Origin of the sequence: Halomonas sp. IOP_14 (genome assembly GCF_021021315.1) — a bacterium.
GTDB classification, from domain to species: domain Bacteria; phylum Pseudomonadota; class Gammaproteobacteria; order Pseudomonadales; family Halomonadaceae; genus Vreelandella; species Vreelandella titanicae.
This window is the reverse complement of sequence record NZ_JAINWD010000037.1, coordinates 40,481-57,249: the sequence shown is the minus strand read 5'-3', so window position 1 is coordinate 57,249 and position 16,769 is coordinate 40,481. Positions and strand designations below refer to the sequence as shown.

Below are 16,769 nucleotides of genomic sequence, written 5' to 3'. Positions count from 1 at the left end.
ACGGCTCTACCGACTGACCTTTACTATTGCCTCGTGGGTCTGGCCAAACCAATAGCAACTCACCCGCACTGTAAAGCTGGCCTTTTAACACCGGTGCTGCAAAGGTGGTGGCAATGCCACGCGTAATTTCACCAGGCCTCGCTGGGAATACGTAGCGCAACCCATGCACAATAAAATCAAATAAGGCTCTAGCATTTGCACGCGGTACGCCTGTTTTGCGATCTTTTCGCAAGAGGCCAACGTCGATGCAGCGATTCAGCGATAGGCTAACTTGGCTTTTACTTATTCCCGTTTCAGTTGCCAGAGCTCTTACGCTGTAACTCTCCTTAAGTCGCTCTTCCTCATAACGCCACAAGCCTTCATCATCGTGTTGTGTATCGTCTACTGATAATTCCCAGTCTTGCCAGCCATCGGGAAGCGACAGCTGCGCCTTCCCTATATGTTGGTGGCCGCTTAACGCAGCCTCACGATGCCTAAGTGACACTAGCTTGAGCAGCAAACCAATATCTTGACTTTTCATTTTGACTCGCCCCACCCCGTCCCACGTCCTAGGACACGGGACAACACTGAACAGGCACATTGCCCGTGTCAACAAAAATCGTTCGAACATTAACGCACTTGCACACGCTTGCCCGCTGAAATTGCCCCTTCCAGCTCTTTTCTCAGCTCGTCCATAAACGCATCAACTTCTGCTTGGCTTTCCAGGTACACACCGCTATGCACGCGGCTGAGTACGTCGCTTACGCGAACCCTTGCCACGGGTTTGGGGGCATTCACCGCCGCCGGGGCTGCTGCTGTGTGGGGGTCGTAAGTTTTATCCCTTGGCGCCGTGTGCCCTGCGGGCGGTTGGCTGCCTGGGGTGGCCTTCGGCGCGGTGGAGTCGCCTACAGCAGGCGCAGGCGCGAGCGGCTGCCGCTTGGCCACCTCAGCCTGGGCGTGGTGAAGCGCATCCAAGCTTTCTTCTTCTAACTCAACGGCAGTTTCGGTTTGCAGTTGGTAGATTTGCGCGACGCTGACCGATTGATTGACCGATGTTTTAAGCTGTTGCAGCGGATGCAGCAAGCGGTTGCTTAGCTCAGCGGTACCGATGCCGCTTTTGGCTATTTCAGCATTCACCTTTGCAATGCGGGTGTCGATGCGGGCAATGGCGTGTTGACGCTTTTCATCCACTAGGCGGCTGTTAATGTCATCCAGCGTGCGTACTAAGCCATCCACCTTGTTGAGCATGGCGTAGGGCGCTTCGGCGCTGTAAATACGCTCACACTCGGCCAGCGCTTGCTGGGCCTGGGTGTTTTTCTCAAGCTCTAGGCGGTTAACGGCAAACCGATTGAGCGCTTGTTCTAGCTGCTGCCAGGTGGTGAGCTGCTTGGTGAAGAAGTCGTTGAGGTCGCGGTAGTCTTCTTCGACATCGAGCAGCGTGTCTTGCTGGCCGGCGACGGTTTTGAAGAAATCAAAGCTGTCGTCTAAGCGCAGCAGGCGCTCCACCTCCCGCAGTGAGCTATCTATGGCGTTGCGGCCGGGGAAGTTGCCCACGTCGGTTTTGCTTTTATACGCCTCTAACTCCCGCCGCCAGTGGGATAAGCGGTCCACATAATAGGTAAACAGCTCTTTTTCACTGGTGGGGCCTAGCTGGCCAAACAGCTCTTTGGTGAGGTTGCGGGCTTTGTTGAGCACCGCATCTTCGGTTTGGCGCTTTTTCTGAATGCGCACTTCACTGCGCCGACGGGCGTTGTTAAGCAACTCGAAAGCTTCTTTACCACTGAGCGCAGGGCCTGCGGTGTGGAAGGTTAAGCGCCCTGCGGCGTGCAGGCGGCCTAGAATCAGCAGCGTTTCGCCTTCAGGCCAGCCAAAGGGGCGGTTACTAAAACGCTCAATCAGCGGGTTAAGCGGCACCGGCTCGCCGCTGTGCAAGGCGATATACTGCTCTACCTCTTTTACGGCTTGGGCGTTGCCCTCTTCGCCATCCAGGTTAAGGTTTTGCGTGCCTAGGTCATCGGCGGTTAAAACGGCTTGCAGCTCGCGCATGGGTTCCGGGCTAAGAACCGTGAGCTGGCCAAGCTTGTTGTAGGTGTTTTCCAGCAAGTAGCGACAGGCGTCATCCAAACGAGTATTGAGCTGGCTACGGTTGAGATCAAGCTTTTGGCCGAGCGCGTAAACGTCCGCATCCAGCAGCATCTCTTCCAAGCGCACCCGCAGACGCTTTTTGCGCTCCTGGTTTTCACGGCCACGGTCGGCCAGAATGCGCTCCACGCTATGGTCGTTGGCCGACAGGTTCAGGCGGATGAACTTATCGGTTTTAAGCAGAGTGCGCAGTTCATCGGTAAAGCGTTTGTCGTCGGGCAGCTTAATCAGCACCTGTCCGCCGTTATCGCCGCTTTTGTGAATGCAGCCCGCTTCGCTTAGTTGCACGTACTCCACGTCTAGCGGTGAGACCACCTCCACCCTTAGCTGGCTCTGGTAGCGGCCATCAAGGGTGTGGCCATCCAGATAACGGCCAATGCTGTAGTCGGTTTTGTTGACCGGGTAGCGGTATTTGGTGCGGTCGCGCAGCAGGTCTTTGAAGATCAGGCTGGAAAGCTCTTTGTTTTCGTCGCTGCTGGTGACTTCCGTGGCTTTGATCTTACGGGTGATGTCGCGCTCTTCATTGGTGAGGAACTGGTATTCATCGCCATTGCGCGTAATCAGGCTCTCTTTTTCTAGTCGCGCTAAGGTCGCGTCCAATTGCTCACGAATGGCAATCCGGTCATCGTCAATTTGCGTCAGCGATAGCGTAACGAGGTTGTCGACCGTGCCTTTGACAAGATCCACATAGCGAATCATAAACAGCGTGCGCAGCGTTTCGACATCAAACGCGTCTAACACGGGGTTTTCGCTGGCCTGATCGATGGTGCGTTTTACGGCCGTATCGAGGAAGCCTTCTATCGCCGTGTAAAAGCAGTGCATCGGCACCAGCGCGCCAATCGATTTTTCTTGCACGGCTTTGGCGGCCATATGGAAAGCATCGAGCATTGAGCGCTCGCCATAGGCAAGATGCGCGCCTGTGGCCCCCACCTTGCGGATCTCTTCAAAGACTTTTTGCACCAGCTGGAAGTGGTACGGCACGAAGGGATAGTTGGCTATAAAGCTATCCACGCCTTCAATATTTTTCAGCGTGGGGCCGGAGCGGTCAAAGGTCAGCTGGTTACGCAGGATGGAACCTTTGGCTTCAAACACACCTTCCAGCTCAGCGCGTGCCGGATCGGTTTTCACCAGCAGGCGCTTGCGGATAACTTCGTCAGAGTTGGAACTTGAGAGCGATAAACGGGTTTTGAAGCGCCCGGCTATCTTGGAGAAATCGTTGGCCTTTGAGGCTGTCATTTCGCCTAGCACTGCGTCCATATCCGCCTGGGACGTCACCACAATCCAAGCGCGACCACCGCAAATCGTGCCCAGGTTTTCGGTGAGCGTTTGCAGGGTAAGCATCAAACGCGTGTCGCTGCCAATGAACTGGCCAACTTCATCGACCATAAACACCATGCGCTGGGTAGCTGACTGGGATTCCAAAAACTCTTTCACCCAGTGGCAGAAGTTTTCCACCGAGACACTGAAGTTGGTTTCAGACTCCTCAAACCATTTATGCGCCGCCTCTGGGGAAAGATCGAGCGCTGCGCCAATCGCTTGCTCGATATCATCCTGATAGAACTGGTAACCGTCCCGCTCCTCTTCCCACACCATACCACTGGCCTCGTTAAAGGCCTGCTTGAAGCGCTCATACACGCCGCGCTTTTCTAGGTGGCGTTCCATGTGGGCAATGTGCGGATAATCAGAGCTAAAGCCCTGGTGTTCATTAAATACGCGCAGGAAGACGTTGAGAATGGGGTTGCCATCGTCATTAGAGCTGGCCTTGCTGTCGATGTTGAACAGCACCACATGGGCGGGTTCGCGTACTGAGTTAGTGATATCAGCCCGTATGGAGCTGTCCACCAGCTTCCGCTCATCAAAGAAATCCGCCGCCCGCTTGGCATGGCCGTTTGCATCAAAAGCTTCGGTATTTTCCAGCAGATAAGAGAGCGTTTTCAAAAAGTGCGATTTACCCGACCCAAAGAAACCGCTAACCCAGACGCCCACGCGGTTGGCGATGGAGGGGTCATCTAACGGAGTGGTGTAAGACTCAAAAAAGGCGCGGAAGTGCTTTTCTAGCTCATTGGTGACCACGTACTCATCTAGCTCTTGGTAGATGGTTTCCTGGTCACGCTGATCAGCCTTTACAACACCATTGATTGACCGGCTGAGCGGCTTGAGGAAAAGCTCTTGAATGCGCATATCAGTCCTGTAAATGTTTAAACCTATAAAATTATTAAAAACAGTCTGTTACCTAAACCGCGAAGCTCCCGCAGCTTGGAAATATCACTCGTGGTAACAGTCATTAACGTGTGAACGTAACACGCTGCACGGTTTGCTATCTTGTGCTCATTTCCAGTGCTAGGGCACGAGCGCAAAAGCGCGATAGTAGTTATTGCTCTTAATCTGATTAAACAGTGTCAGCGTTTGCCCATCGTACCGGCCTGGGTAAAACAGTACCAAAGGCTTATGCCCAAACGGGCCATGCAGAGCGTTCAGCAAGCTATGCGCTCGTACCATTGGCCATAGGCTACCGACACCGGTTAATAGCACGATATCAGGATCATGCGACAAAGAGTGTCGGATGAGGTAAGGGGCGAACTTATCCATGTGCAGTGGCCCACGTAGTGCCTTAAGCAGTGCTGCATCGCCTTTGTTTTTCTGCATGGCAATGGCTTTATCAAGAAAGCCACGCTCCGTCAGATAGTCTTTGAGCACGTGAAGCAAGTTAACCTGCGCCACCTTGACATGGGCGTACTGGCGCGCCATTAGCGAAGGAAGGAAGTTCAGATAGGCACGTACCTGAAGCTCGTGCTCAGGAGCGTAATCAAAAATCCAGAAGCCAATTTCGTTACCTAACCCTTGGCCTGCTAAAAAATCCGGTCGAGCGATTTTCTCGGCGACTTGGTTTAATCGTGCCCGAAGCTGGTCATCCTCATGGAACATAACGCTGGTAGGTGGTAGGTGCTGCTCATTAGGTGGCATGCGGAGCGTCTCTATGTCGGGCTTGTTTTGGGCAAGATTACGTTGCTTACAGCCATAGCCGCAAGGTCTACTTAGTTTTCATTAGTTCAATAATGAGTTTTGCCCAACAGATAAATGCTAGCGCAATTTTTGAAGACAATTTTGCAAACGGGTATGGCGGTGGGTCTCAAGCAGCATCTTCAGCTCGGGGCGGGGCAAGAAAGACTGAAGTCGACGCGATCGACTGGAATCCAATATGCCGACCTCTGTCAACATCCGAAACACTACCTGGCCCATTTTGCGCCTTGAACTTTCTGCCCAGGTAACAATCGCTGCATCGCGGTTAGCACGCTCGACAAGAAACTCATCCCATTGATAAGCTAGCAGCTTTTCAGACCGCGTTAAAAACGCATCGGCCACCACGCTTTCGAGAAACTCGACCAGCAGCAGGTTGCGTGCCATGGCAGCACAAAAGGATACCTGCGACGCTAGCTGATCATCTCCGTCGTGCAGGGCTTTCCAAAAAGAGGGTTCCAGTTTCTCTAAGCGCTTACGAATGGCTTGCGCTGCACGCTTGGCTGTCGCTGGGCGTTTCTTCTGTAGGCGGTTATCAACGATGATGGCTTGATGCCAGTGTGCATCGTCTACCTCGTCCAACAATAGCGCTGCAACTGCACGGCTTTCACGCACCATCAATCCACCGCCAATGAGGTCTGAGTTGTAGCTAAACGAAAGCGTCACAAGAGGTTTACCCTATTAACGTGCAGAGCATTACTGTAAACCAATTTGCAACAGCCTACGACCTAGTGCCTACTCAAGACCTTAGCTTTACCACCCCACCATATTTTCCAACTCGGCAGCGCGCATGGCGGTTTCTCTTAACAAACAATCGTTGCTGGCTATTTGTGCGAGCGTGCCACCGATAGTGGCGTAGAAGTCGCAATTAGCATCACGATAGGTGATCCAGTGACGTTGGGCATTTAACAGCACTTGCTGGCGTTCTTCGGAAAGATCGCGTCGGGCATCGCTATAGGCGCCATTCAAACGTGCATCTTGAGTAGCAAACTCATCAGCAATGCAGTTCAGTATTTCAACAGTCACTCCACCAGAGGCATCCATACATTTACCAAAGCGGCCGGTATATTCATCCTCAGTGCTGCTTTGTGCAGTTGCTGCCACTGGCAATATTAAGCATGACACTAGGGCTATAGTTGGCTGCCATTTTTTCATCGCCATGTTTTAAATCCTATGTATAGAGCAAATACCCCGTCTAGCGCACCAGACGGGCTTATTTTAATCCTGGTAGCGAACAGCTTTGAGCTGTGCTTTTCCCTGCCCCCAGGTAAACAGCGTGATTCCTTCTTCCTCGGAGGATTCGACGACAATGGCATCTGCGCCACACGCGCAAGCCTCCTCACGCGCATTATTAATAGCGGCAGAGGCTGTTTTATCATGCCCTAGCGTAGTGCCAGTTTCAGACGTAATCATACAGGCAACTTCGTAGGGCCGCTCAATATCGCGCTCACTGACGTACTGTTTCAATTCACAATTAGCAGGTTTAGCGGTCCCCATTGAGACAGGCTGAACGCCAACTGAGCCACACCCAGTTAAGAGCGCCGCGGTAAGAGCAACGGCAGTAAATGCGAATATGCGATGAGTCATGGTATTTGGTTCCTGAAATCACAGTACAAAAACACCGCCCGGAGGCGGTGCTGTTAATGGCTTAGATTTGGCCGAGATATTCCATTTGATCAAGCAAATGGCTAGGCACATCTTCAACCAAAACAAGCGTAATCTCGGAATTACCGTCATCGCTGGTAACAACACTCTCACCAAGTGTTGCATTGATGATGTCAGGTGAAAGGTTATACATAGCGCCAGACAGAGGATCAACAATCAGCCAACCGATCAAGCCGCCAAAGATCAGATTGCCCCCAATGAACCAGCCGTTTGGGCTAGAATTAATCATCATAGTGCGGCTTTCGTAGCCATCTTTGGAGATTTCCACATTGTAAGTCTTACCACCGAAGTAACTACCGTCAGATTTACGCAATTGCACAGTCGTCGGCGTTGTAGCCGAGTGAACCTGCATAGAGCGCTCATCGGTGATCAACACATTGGCATTGCTCGGGCTGCTGTTTATCGTGATGCCTTGCTCTTTGTCTCCAACGATGGAGGCACAGCCTGTCACCAGTGATACGGCGGCAAGAGCAGCAGTCAACTTAAGCATTTTCATTTTAATGATCCCTAATGTTCCATTTTTTGATGAGTGGCTTGAGCCACTTTTCTATTGCGCAACTGGTTTAGTCACGTCTCTCTGGCATGATGCCAAATTCTTTTTTCGCGAATATCTTTCTCGCTGAGCTGTATTCCCTCCTCTATTTTTAGAGGAGCAGGCCTTTTTATTCGATGGCAAGGATGTAACATCCCTCGTTGCATTGGCGTTCACACGGCAGTCAATCCATTTTACCGTCGCGGATAAAAGCACAGGCGTCTGGCGCTTAGAGGGCTAACAAGCAAAAATCTTTGTTTTACTAAGTAGCAACAAAAGGAATGGCAAGAAAGTAACCGAAGGCTGCGACAGCCTGTGCCGCAATGCGAGACTAATAATAAGCTATCTAATCTAATAATAATGAGGATATCATTACATTGAACTAGCTGCTAGAGCAGAAGACTAATACTTTTGCTATTGAAGGTTAAAAATGCTCAAAAGCCACCTGAGGTTTTTAACCGTGTGAGCCAGTTAGTGAATGGTTGCGATCATGCATCAGCTTCATGGCGAAAGCCGAGCCAAGCTACAGCTTACTTCTCGTACACCACCCAGGAGAGATCAGTTCCCCATTCAAGCTTAGCTATCGAAACAGCAATGGGTATTCTTCGCTTTTATGCGGCTTGAGTTGTCGCACCCCTAACGTAGCTTATGACACCTCACCCTTGAGGAAAGGCATGCTATGGATACGTTGGTACGTTCATCTTCAGCAACGGCGGATGCACAGCAAGAGTTGGCGAAGTGGCAGGCGGATCGCGCCTATTGGGCAGAAACACTGCCTGTTATGGAGTTGCTCAGCGAATTTTTAATCTTGACCCCTGTTTTGCAGGAACAAATAGCCACGGCAAGCACGGATGGCTGGCATCTCTATTTTTGTCCCTGCTATAGCGCCAGTCTCTCCGATGAATCTCGGCGCTTTTTACATGCCCACCTAATTTGGCATTGCGTGGCAGGCCATTTAACCGCTCCTCTAGTAGCTAACCGGCATCGTTGGCACCTAGCGTGCGACCATGAAGTCAACGCCCTGCTGTTGGCTCTCGGCTTACCCCTGCCTTTGAATGCACTGCTATTTCCCGTATGCGTTGGCCGCGGCGCTTTGGAGGTGTATCGATGGCTTGAAGGACACCCAAACACGTCAATTGAAATGCCTCTCGACATTCACCCTGCCGCACTATGGGGGCACCTCCCCCATGCCACCCCAAACCAGCGCATGACTGGACTTTGGCGACGCCGAGCTCATTTGATTGCTCGGGAACCCGATGCGCTACCCGAGAGAGTCGCTAAGTTTTGTGAGGCACGATAAACTTACTGCTTTCATTCCTATAGCCAGGATTAGCGTCACTATGTCTGATACGCGCGATACACTTTTTCGCTACTTGACGCTTCTGCAACTCATCCCCCGTTATCCTAAGAAAATGTCGACTCCTATGTTGAAAGAAAAACTCGCTGAACGCGGGTTTAATATTGATACTCGGTCGTTACAGCGGGATTTGAGCCAAAAACTCTCGACGCAGTTTCCCATCGGGTGTGATGATAGCCGGAAGCCCTATCAGTGGTATTTCGATCGCGACTTTCAGTGTCAGCTGCCCGCGCTGGATGTGCCGAGCGCGCTGACGCTGGTACTTGCCGAAGAGTATTTAAAAGGATTACTGCCCCCTGTGGTCGTTGGGCAATTATCGCCGCACTTTACGGATGCGAGGCGGTTGCTGGATGAGATGAGCTCCAACGGATTGAGCCAATGGGCCCGGAAAGTTCGTGCCATCCCCAATGGCAAAGCGCTTATCCCCGCGGCACTTAATGAAATGACGTGGCAAATCGTCTCTCAAGCCCTGCTAGAGCAGAAACCGGTGGATGTCGTGTACTTGTCACGCACATCCAAAACCAAAAAGCACTTCACCCTTCATCCTCAAGGGCTAGTCAGCCGACACAGCGTGACCTATTTACTTGCGACAGTGGACGACTATGACGATATTCGTCAGTTCGCCATGCACCGCATTGAAACAGCCGCTCTAAGTAAAGCGACCTGGCGACCTTTGCACGGCTTTGACTTAGACAATTACATAGCAGGTGGAGCGTTCGGCTATTTGCAAGGCAAAGCCCCCGTCACACTTGTCGCCCATGTAGCGCCACAAGTTGCGTGGCTACTCAGTGAGACCCCACTGTCTGAAACTCAGCGGCTGACACCACTGTCCGACAGCAACTGGCAACAATTAGAAGCCGAGGTGCCCGATGACCAACAAACGCTGTGGTGGCTGATGGCCATGGGCGCCAATATCAACGTACGGGCTCCTGCGGCGTGGCGAGAAACGCTAAAAGCGAATGCAGAACAGGTACTCGCGCATTACCAACGCACACTGGTCGCGCAAGAAACCTATTAAAGTCTTGTTCATGGAAGCCAACATATTGAAAAGAATATAACGGTGCTCTGTTTTGCTTATGGCTCGAATATGTCTACCCAGCGCTTAGCTGCAAGGATCCCAGCACGCTTTGTGACCACCGCCGTTCTGCCTGCGTATCGCCTAGCCTTTCATCAGCAAGGCGGTGACGGCTCTGGCAAATGCGATATTGTAACGGCATCTGAGCAGTCGTCTGTCTACGGCGTCGTCTGGGAAGTGGCTTCGCACCATAAGGTGACGCTGGATCGTTATGAAGGGCTCAACGCTGCTTACGATGAAACCTGGCTGACGGTAACCGACCTGGTTGGTGACGGGCAGTTTGAAGTACAGGCATATGTTGGCAAGCTCACCGCTACTGGCATGCAGCCCTATACATGGTACAAGCACCATGTGTTAGCAGGCGCACGAGAACACGGATTACCCACAGCTTATGTCCGTGCATTAGAACAAATTGATGCCCGAATTGACCCAGACACCGAACGCCACGCACGCGAAATGGTGCTACATGGACTCGATGAACCGTTAGTGCGGGGAGCATAATGGGAAATGATGAGTGTTTAATCGCATTTTACCGCGGGGAAGGCCACGATCATAAGGGTCGTCGTCGACTAGAAGACATCTGGGCACTCCCCTACTTCTGGCTGGAACACACCCACGACTATATCCAGTGGCTGTTTCCCATCCCGGAAATGGGCCACTTTAAAGCCTTTGCATCTTTACTGACGCCCCGGGTCGTGTTGGTGCCAATTATGCTAGCAAAATCGATATTGTCACGTGATGGTCGAAGGTATGTCCGATTTGGGAGCTAGTGGGGGATGATCTGAATCAAGCCTGGATCAGGCCTAAGCAATCGCGTCGGCGACCGGTGCCGGTCGCCGACGCGATATTGAAGCAGCTTCGGATCCAGCCCTTTTCGCAAGCTAAGAAACAGCGGCCCAAACTCATTACGAGCCGGGATAAAACGCTGTTCCGTTATTGCGCGCCGGGTGGCTGCGTCAACAAAACCCGGCTCATTGGGTAGCAATGGCAGGAATTTTCTCTTGCATCAAGTCATGTAAAATAATAGTAGCTTTCTGTCTTCCTTGCGCATGTGCTTGCTTTTGATACCTATTACTGAAAAGACGCGCTTATAAAGCCCTACATCGTATTGGGCAGATAGGTGGCAATAAATGGGAAGCAGAAAATAAACACAATGGTCACGACTTCCATCAGGATGAACCAGGAAGCGCCGGAAAAGACATCCGTGAGCGAGGTATCCTTATCCAGTCCGGCAATGACGTACACGTTCAACCCTATCGGCGGAGTGATCAACCCGATTTCACACATCTTGATCGCCAATATACCGAACCAGATGGGATCGAAGCCCAGGCTCGTCACGACAGGAAAGAGAATCGGCAAGGTGATGACCAACATGGAAAAGGCATCCAGGAACATGCCCATGGGGACATATAGTAGCAGAATCAGCGCGATAATCACGATGGCGGGAAGTGGTAAGTCGATCACCCAGCCCGAGATCAACTGCGGAATCCGGATCAAGCTCAAGAAGAAGCTGTAGACCCCCGCGCCCAGCATGGTCATCATGATCATGACCGTCGTGTTGACCGCATCACGCGAAGAGGTACCAATCGACTGTAACTTGCTCGATCTATCCTGCCGGGAAGTCAGCAGAAACAGGATGGCAGCGACCGCCCCAAGCGAGGCCGCCTCGGTAGGCGTCGCCCAGCCCGTATAGATGCTACCCAGTACCACAATGATCAATACCAGTAACTGCCAAGAGCGGCGCAACGAGGTAAAGCGCTTCTTCCAACCAACCCGTTCTCCCTTCGGGCACATATCAGGTTTCAGAACAGAGATGATGAAAACCCCGGCCACGAACACGGCGACTGACAGTATGCCTGGCAGAATACCGGCCACCAGCATCTTGCCAGCAGACACTTCCGTCAATGCCGCGTAGAAGACCAACAATACACTCGGGGGGATCAACACGCCCAGCACACCACCGGCCGCGACACAGCCAGCCGAAAGGCGCTTATCGTAGCCGGCCGCCTTCATTTCGGGTAACGAAATGGAGCCTACCGTTGCAGCAGTGGCCACGCTGGAGCCGGATGTCGCGGAGAAGCCAGCGCACGTTAGAATCGTGGAAATCGCCAAACCACCGGGTAAATGCCCGCACCACCGCTTCGCCACGTGAAAGAGCGACTTTCCAACCCCCGCATGAAGGGCAAAGTTACCCATGATGATAAATAACGGAATGACGGTTAACAGGTACGCAGCCGTTTCATCAAAGGCAAAATTCTGCAGGACATTATAGACATAGCTCAGATCCTGAACCATGACGATACCGACAATACCCGCCAGACCCAGGGCTGCGAACACAGGGACACCCAACCCCATAAGCACAAAAATAAGCCCCACGGAAAGCAAGCCAAGCAAGCCAGGATTATTCATCAGCAGCCCCAAAGGAAGAATAGATAGCAAGAATGAAATGTAACGTCATTTGTATGAAGGCCAGCAGAAGACCACAAGCAACGATAATTTTTACCCACCAGATAGGCATCTGAACGATTCCCCAGCGGAACTCCTTATCTATAAACGAGCTATAAGCCCCCTCTATGGTGGGCACGGTAATGGCCAACAGGAAAATAGCCGCAAACAACCAACCAATCCCTTCCCACGCCTGCTTGACCGGAAAGGACCTGTTTTCACTTATCAACGACACACGGATATGTTTTTTGTCGTGCTGAGCCCATAACAGGCCCAGGTAAACAATGATTGCCATTGAAACTTCGGAAAACTCGTAAACACCCGGTAGTGGAAAATTGAACAAGCTGCGAGACGTTGCATCGAGTGCAGTAGACAACATCATGAACAGCAGCGCTGCCGCAGCAATGACGCCTGTTACACTCGCCAAGCGCGACTCTATCTTCCGTAATGCAGCTAATTTTTTCACTTCAGCCTGTTTTGGGTCTGTTTTTTCTAATACACCCATCGTGCGTTACTCCAACGGCATGACAAAGCAGTGGGCTGCTATTCAGCAGCCCTGGTGGAATGCAGCTATTTGTGAAGTAGCGCCAGGAATCAGGATATATCCTGATAAATCTCGTAGGGTGTCTTCAGCTCCCCGGTACCATCATGGCGTTCAATGGCTTCATTGATGATTCCCTGCATTTCCTCGCCATCGATACCGGCACCACTTGCCACGTTATTCACCCAGTTATTGACCTGCTCGGGTTGTACCAGGTGACGCGCCCTATCGATTTGCTCATCGTCCCACTTCGAGAATTGAGCGCCCTCAGCCATTGCCTTGCGTACACGGTCTTCCGCGATGCCCGAATAGATTTCCCGGTACTTGCCCTGGTAAATTTCATCGGCCAATTCCTGCATGACTTGCTTTACGTCATCAGGCAATTGATTCCAGACATCGATACCGATCACCGTGGCCGAAGGGCCGTGAGGACCGGCGCCGATTTCGGTGATATACGGCGCGGCTTCATGCAGGGCGTAACTGATTGCGGTAATGAAATCAAAGCCGTAGGCGCCATCCAGCACGCCGCGCTCCAGGGCTGAATAGACCTCCGGTGCCGCCATGGGAATGGCACGCCCTCCCAGGCTTTCCACCACATCCGTGCCCACCCCATAACCTCGAATCCGCTTACCCTTCAGGTCTTCGATCGAGTGGATGGGATCGCGTGTTATCAGCGGGCAGTAATACCAGTTCGTCCAATACAGCACCTTGGATTTATGGCGTGTTTCCCACTCCTCCCGCAACGGCTCATAGCGCTGGTACACATCGCGGCACACCTTCAGTAGGGCATCCGCACGATCCATCTTGTAGTACCACTCGAGGCCACGGGTAACCGGCAAGTCGCTCTGGTAATAACCGGGGGAGATCAACGAAATTTCCGAAATACCATGCTTGATGGCATCAAGGTGGGCACCCGCCTTGTTGAGCGATTGCGCCCAGTAATAATCGATTTCAACGGCACCGTTGGTTCGCTTTTCCAGCTCCTCCAGGAACCACCGATCCAACACCGAAGGAGAAGCGTGTTCGGTCACATAAGAATCATACTTAAGCCGCGTGCTTGTTTGAGCAAACAACGTACTAGGCATCGTTGTCAGCGTCAGCGTGCCACCAATGGAAACAGCACTGATCTTCAAGAAGTCTCTTCTTTTCATGATTAACTCCTGACATCTTTTTGCTTTATTAGCATTATTATAAAACCCGAGTTTTTCTCGGCAGGAATAGATACTTAGTGTTATTGATTCATTATTGGCAAAGCATCATATAACTCATCCTAGCCGCTCCAGGTACGCTACGGTATACGTAGTACTACGTATCCAAGTAGGGAGTTTTACAGCCCCCTCTGAACTGGGTTGAAACACGCCAGGCCACCCCATGCTCAATCTTCCAACTGTATGATTTTTGATACTAATTCTGCGGTATTGCGACACCCCAGCTTCTTCATTATCTTGGCTCGGTGCGCTTCTACCGTCCGATGCGATATATGCAGCATCCTACCGATTTCCTTGCAAGTATGACCATTCGCTATATAGCTGGACACTTCGAGTTCGCGCATGGTCAAGTCATTAGATTTATCCCGGCCCACATTGATTTTCATGAATGACCAAACAGCTAGTTCAAAGGGAGCGTCGGGGGTTAACGTATTACCTATCGTTTTAGTCCAGAAAACTTCTCCGCGGCTATTACGCATGAAACGTTCATCAATACACTTCTTGTTCTGCAAAAGATCCTTATAACGAAGATCACCGATTGACTTGAAATCCGCATAAGAAGGATAAAGTTTCAACATCAACTGGCCGATCAACTTCTGTTTTTCATAACCAAAGAGATCACAAAAAGCATGGTTGCACTCCAGCACACGACGGTTCCTGGTGACGACAATGGCACAAGGCGCATGTTCAAACGCCACCTGAAGAAGATCTCTGCCTAGCACCGTTGCATTCATCGCTGATCACCGCCGCTGTTATCTGGGCATGCCATTATTGGCATACCACGCTCATTGACAGGTCCACCCCCCATCGATAGGCAGCGTGGTGCCGGTCATATGCGCCGCCTGGTCACCCGCCAGGTAATAGACTAACGCCGCCACATGCTCGGGAGGAACCAACTGGCCTGTAGGCTGTTTCTCCGTCACCAGATTGTGTACTGCCTCATCCCGTGAGCTTCCCAACAGGGCCATTCGCTGCTGGATCTGGGGCCACAGAATAGGCGTATCCGTCCAGCCGGGAGAAATGGCATTGACCGTAATATTCTGGGTCGCCGTCTCCAGTGCCAGTACCTTGGTAAGCCCCACCACACCATGTTTGGCAGCCACATAAGCAGCTTTATTGGCGGAACCCACCAACCCATGTACCGAAGAAAGGTTGATGATACGCCCCCATCCTGAATGGCGCATGTCCTCAACCGCGTGCTGAATGCACCGGTAAACCGCCGTTAGATTGATCGCTAGAATGTCCAACCAAGTGGCCGCATCAAACTCCTGTATGGGAGCCGTTTTCTGAATACCGGCGTTATTGACCAGAATATCGACCCGCAGCCCTTCTTCACGGAGATCCGCAAATAGCGCGTCAATGGCCGAAATTTGCTTCAAGTCCGCTTGAAAGTAATGGACAACAGGCGCACCGGCTTGGCGCAGTTCCTCGACGAACCGGGTAACAACCGTATCGCTTTCAGCGCGGATGTCATGAACGATCACCGAGTCCCCCTGGCCTGCGAATTGGTGGCATATCGCACGCCCGATACCGCCCAATGCCCCGGTGACCAGCAGGGTTCTAGACGCGTGAGGCGTTGTTACCGTTGAGCTTGTTGCTGTATTTGTCATCGCCGACATTGTCATTGTCCGCTCCCGGCCTTAATCGACACGTTGCAAGAGGCTGGCGTAATTGGCCACCGCCAGACCGCCCATATTGAAGACAGCACCCGTATGCGCATCCGCAATCTGGCACCCGCCCGCTTCACCCAGCAATTGGCGTGCCGCCATGACATGCATGGAAACCCCGGTGGCACCGACCGGATGCCCTTTGGCCTTCAAGCCACCGGAAGGGTTGACCGGCAATCGGCCATCTTTCATCACCCACCCTTCCTTGATGGCGCGTGCGCCTTCGCCATAAGGCGTCAAGCCCATGCTTTCATAAATCATCAGCTCCGCGATGGTGAAGCAATCATGCACCTCCGCAAACGAGAGCGAATCGAGCGTCATGTCGGCCTCGCGCAGCACGTTCTGCCACGCTCTGGTCACACCATCGAAGACTAACGGATTACGCTGCTGCATGGGCATGAAATCCGTGACCTGGGTGCGCGCAAGGAAACGCACCTTTTGTGCGGCGGCATCCGCCACATCCTTGGACGAGACCACCACCGCCGCCGCCCCATCGGAAACGGGAGAACAATCGGTACGCTTCAGCGGTGCCGCCACCACCGGGTTCTTTTCCGATACAGCCTCACAGAACGCCACGCCCACGTCTTTCTGTAGCTGCGCATAAGGGTTATGCACCCCGTTGGCATGGTTTTTCGCGGCAATACGTGCCAGTGCTTCCGTCTGGTCGCCGTAGGCCTCGAAATAGCGGGCCGCCACATCGGCAAACACCCCCGCAAACCCCGAACGTTGATGCCGGGTTTCCGGCTGGTAACTCGCCCCCAATAGCCCTTTACCGATCCGGGAAGCATCGGCATCGGTCATTTTTTCGGCACCGATCACCAGCACATTGCGGGCCAGGCCCCCCTCGATCAGATTGATCGCCTGATGCAACGCCGCCGAGCCACTGGCGCAAGCATTCTCTACCCGAGTAGTCGGCTTGAAACGCATGTCCGGCAGCGCGTTCAGCACCAGCGATGCCGGAAACTCCTGATCACACATGCCGCTATTAAAATTCCCGATGTAGACAGCATCGATATCCTTTGCCTCCATCTGTGCCGATGCCAATGCCTCGACCGCGGCCTCGCCTATCAGCTGTTCGAGCGACTGCTCGAGTTTACCGAAGCGTGTGTGCCCACCGGTGCCAATGATATAAGTACGCAT

General features: G+C 52.4%; 17 protein-coding genes. 4 read left to right on the top strand and 13 right to left on the bottom strand.

Going from position 1 to position 16,769, the window contains the following annotated elements:
* From K7H09_RS19505 to K7H09_RS19475, 7 genes are all read right to left on the bottom strand, one after another.
* On the bottom strand, positions 1-520 hold a 520-nt coding region (locus K7H09_RS19505; protein WP_230805609.1), incomplete at its 3' end, for a hypothetical protein.
* An 89-nt stretch (positions 521-609) separates the two neighbouring features.
* Positions 610-4,302, bottom strand: coding sequence for a BREX system P-loop protein BrxC (brxC, locus tag K7H09_RS19500; RefSeq protein WP_230805607.1), 3,693 nt, complete (start codon positions 4,300-4,302; stop codon positions 610-612).
* A 159-nt stretch (positions 4,303-4,461) separates the two neighbouring features.
* Positions 4,462-5,085: a DUF1788 domain-containing protein gene (locus K7H09_RS19495; RefSeq protein ID WP_230805605.1), complete on the bottom strand. Its 624-nt coding sequence runs from the start codon at positions 5,083-5,085 to the stop codon at positions 4,462-4,464.
* Positions 5,086-5,202: 117 nt separating this feature from the next.
* The gene (locus K7H09_RS19490) at positions 5,203-5,805 is read right to left on the bottom strand and encodes a DUF1819 family protein (protein ID WP_230805603.1); all 603 of its coding nucleotides are present in this window, start codon (positions 5,803-5,805) and stop codon (positions 5,203-5,205) included.
* Between the two features lie 87 nt (positions 5,806-5,892).
* Positions 5,893-6,300, bottom strand: coding sequence for a lysozyme inhibitor LprI family protein (locus tag K7H09_RS19485; RefSeq protein ID WP_230805601.1), 408 nt, complete (start codon positions 6,298-6,300; stop codon positions 5,893-5,895).
* 57 nt (positions 6,301-6,357) lie between these two features.
* The gene (locus K7H09_RS19480; protein ID WP_138800352.1) at positions 6,358-6,726 is read right to left on the bottom strand and encodes a hypothetical protein; all 369 of its coding nucleotides are present in this window, start codon (positions 6,724-6,726) and stop codon (positions 6,358-6,360) included.
* A gap of 61 nt (positions 6,727-6,787) precedes the next feature.
* The gene (locus tag K7H09_RS19475; protein WP_230805599.1) at positions 6,788-7,300 is read right to left on the bottom strand and encodes a hypothetical protein; all 513 of its coding nucleotides are present in this window, start codon (positions 7,298-7,300) and stop codon (positions 6,788-6,790) included.
* 715 nt (positions 7,301-8,015) lie between these two features.
* Between K7H09_RS19475 and K7H09_RS19470 the strand changes: the two genes are divergently transcribed.
* The 4 genes from K7H09_RS19470 to K7H09_RS19455 are packed head-to-tail and all read left to right on the top strand — an operon-like array spanning position 8,016 to position 10,538.
* Positions 8,016-8,636: a DUF2201 family putative metallopeptidase gene (locus tag K7H09_RS19470; protein ID WP_230805597.1), complete on the top strand. Its 621-nt coding sequence runs from the start codon at positions 8,016-8,018 to the stop codon at positions 8,634-8,636.
* 40 nt (positions 8,637-8,676) lie between these two features.
* A complete protein-coding gene (locus K7H09_RS19465; RefSeq protein ID WP_138800350.1) occupies positions 8,677-9,711 on the top strand; it encodes a helix-turn-helix transcriptional regulator in 1,035 nt (344 codons plus the stop codon).
* Between the two features lie 42 nt (positions 9,712-9,753).
* Positions 9,754-10,269: a gamma-glutamylcyclotransferase family protein gene (locus K7H09_RS19460; RefSeq protein WP_330165624.1), complete on the top strand. Its 516-nt coding sequence runs from the start codon at positions 9,754-9,756 to the stop codon at positions 10,267-10,269.
* Positions 10,269-10,538, top strand: coding sequence for an opioid growth factor receptor-related protein (locus K7H09_RS19455; RefSeq protein ID WP_230805593.1), 270 nt, complete (start codon positions 10,269-10,271; stop codon positions 10,536-10,538). Before K7H09_RS19460 ends, K7H09_RS19455 begins: the two co-directional genes overlap by 1 nt.
* Positions 10,539-10,866: 328 nt before the next feature.
* Here K7H09_RS19455 and K7H09_RS19450 read toward each other — a convergent pair whose 3' ends face one another.
* The 6 genes from K7H09_RS19450 to K7H09_RS19425 form a co-directional block, all read right to left on the bottom strand.
* Positions 10,867-12,177 carry a TRAP transporter large permease gene (locus tag K7H09_RS19450; RefSeq protein ID WP_027959320.1) on the bottom strand — a complete coding sequence of 437 codons (1,311 nt, stop codon included), beginning with the start codon at positions 12,175-12,177 and terminating at the stop codon, positions 10,867-10,869.
* Positions 12,170-12,718: a TRAP transporter small permease subunit gene (locus K7H09_RS19445; protein ID WP_230805591.1), complete on the bottom strand. Its 549-nt coding sequence runs from the start codon at positions 12,716-12,718 to the stop codon at positions 12,170-12,172. The genes K7H09_RS19450 and K7H09_RS19445 overlap by 8 nt, the downstream gene beginning before the upstream one ends.
* Positions 12,719-12,807: 89 nt before the next feature.
* Positions 12,808-13,905: a C4-dicarboxylate TRAP transporter substrate-binding protein gene (locus tag K7H09_RS19440; protein WP_022523572.1), complete on the bottom strand. Its 1,098-nt coding sequence runs from the start codon at positions 13,903-13,905 to the stop codon at positions 12,808-12,810.
* 224 nt (positions 13,906-14,129) lie between these two features.
* A complete protein-coding gene (locus K7H09_RS19435) occupies positions 14,130-14,696 on the bottom strand; it encodes a LuxR C-terminal-related transcriptional regulator (protein WP_022523573.1) in 567 nt (188 codons plus the stop codon).
* 51 nt (positions 14,697-14,747) lie between these two features.
* On the bottom strand, positions 14,748-15,587 hold the full coding sequence (locus tag K7H09_RS19430) for a 3-hydroxybutyrate dehydrogenase (RefSeq protein WP_022523574.1): 840 nt from the start codon (positions 15,585-15,587) through the stop codon (positions 14,748-14,750).
* 15 nt (positions 15,588-15,602) lie between these two features.
* Positions 15,603-16,769: an acetyl-CoA acetyltransferase gene (locus K7H09_RS19425; RefSeq protein ID WP_022523575.1), complete on the bottom strand. Its 1,167-nt coding sequence runs from the start codon at positions 16,767-16,769 to the stop codon at positions 15,603-15,605.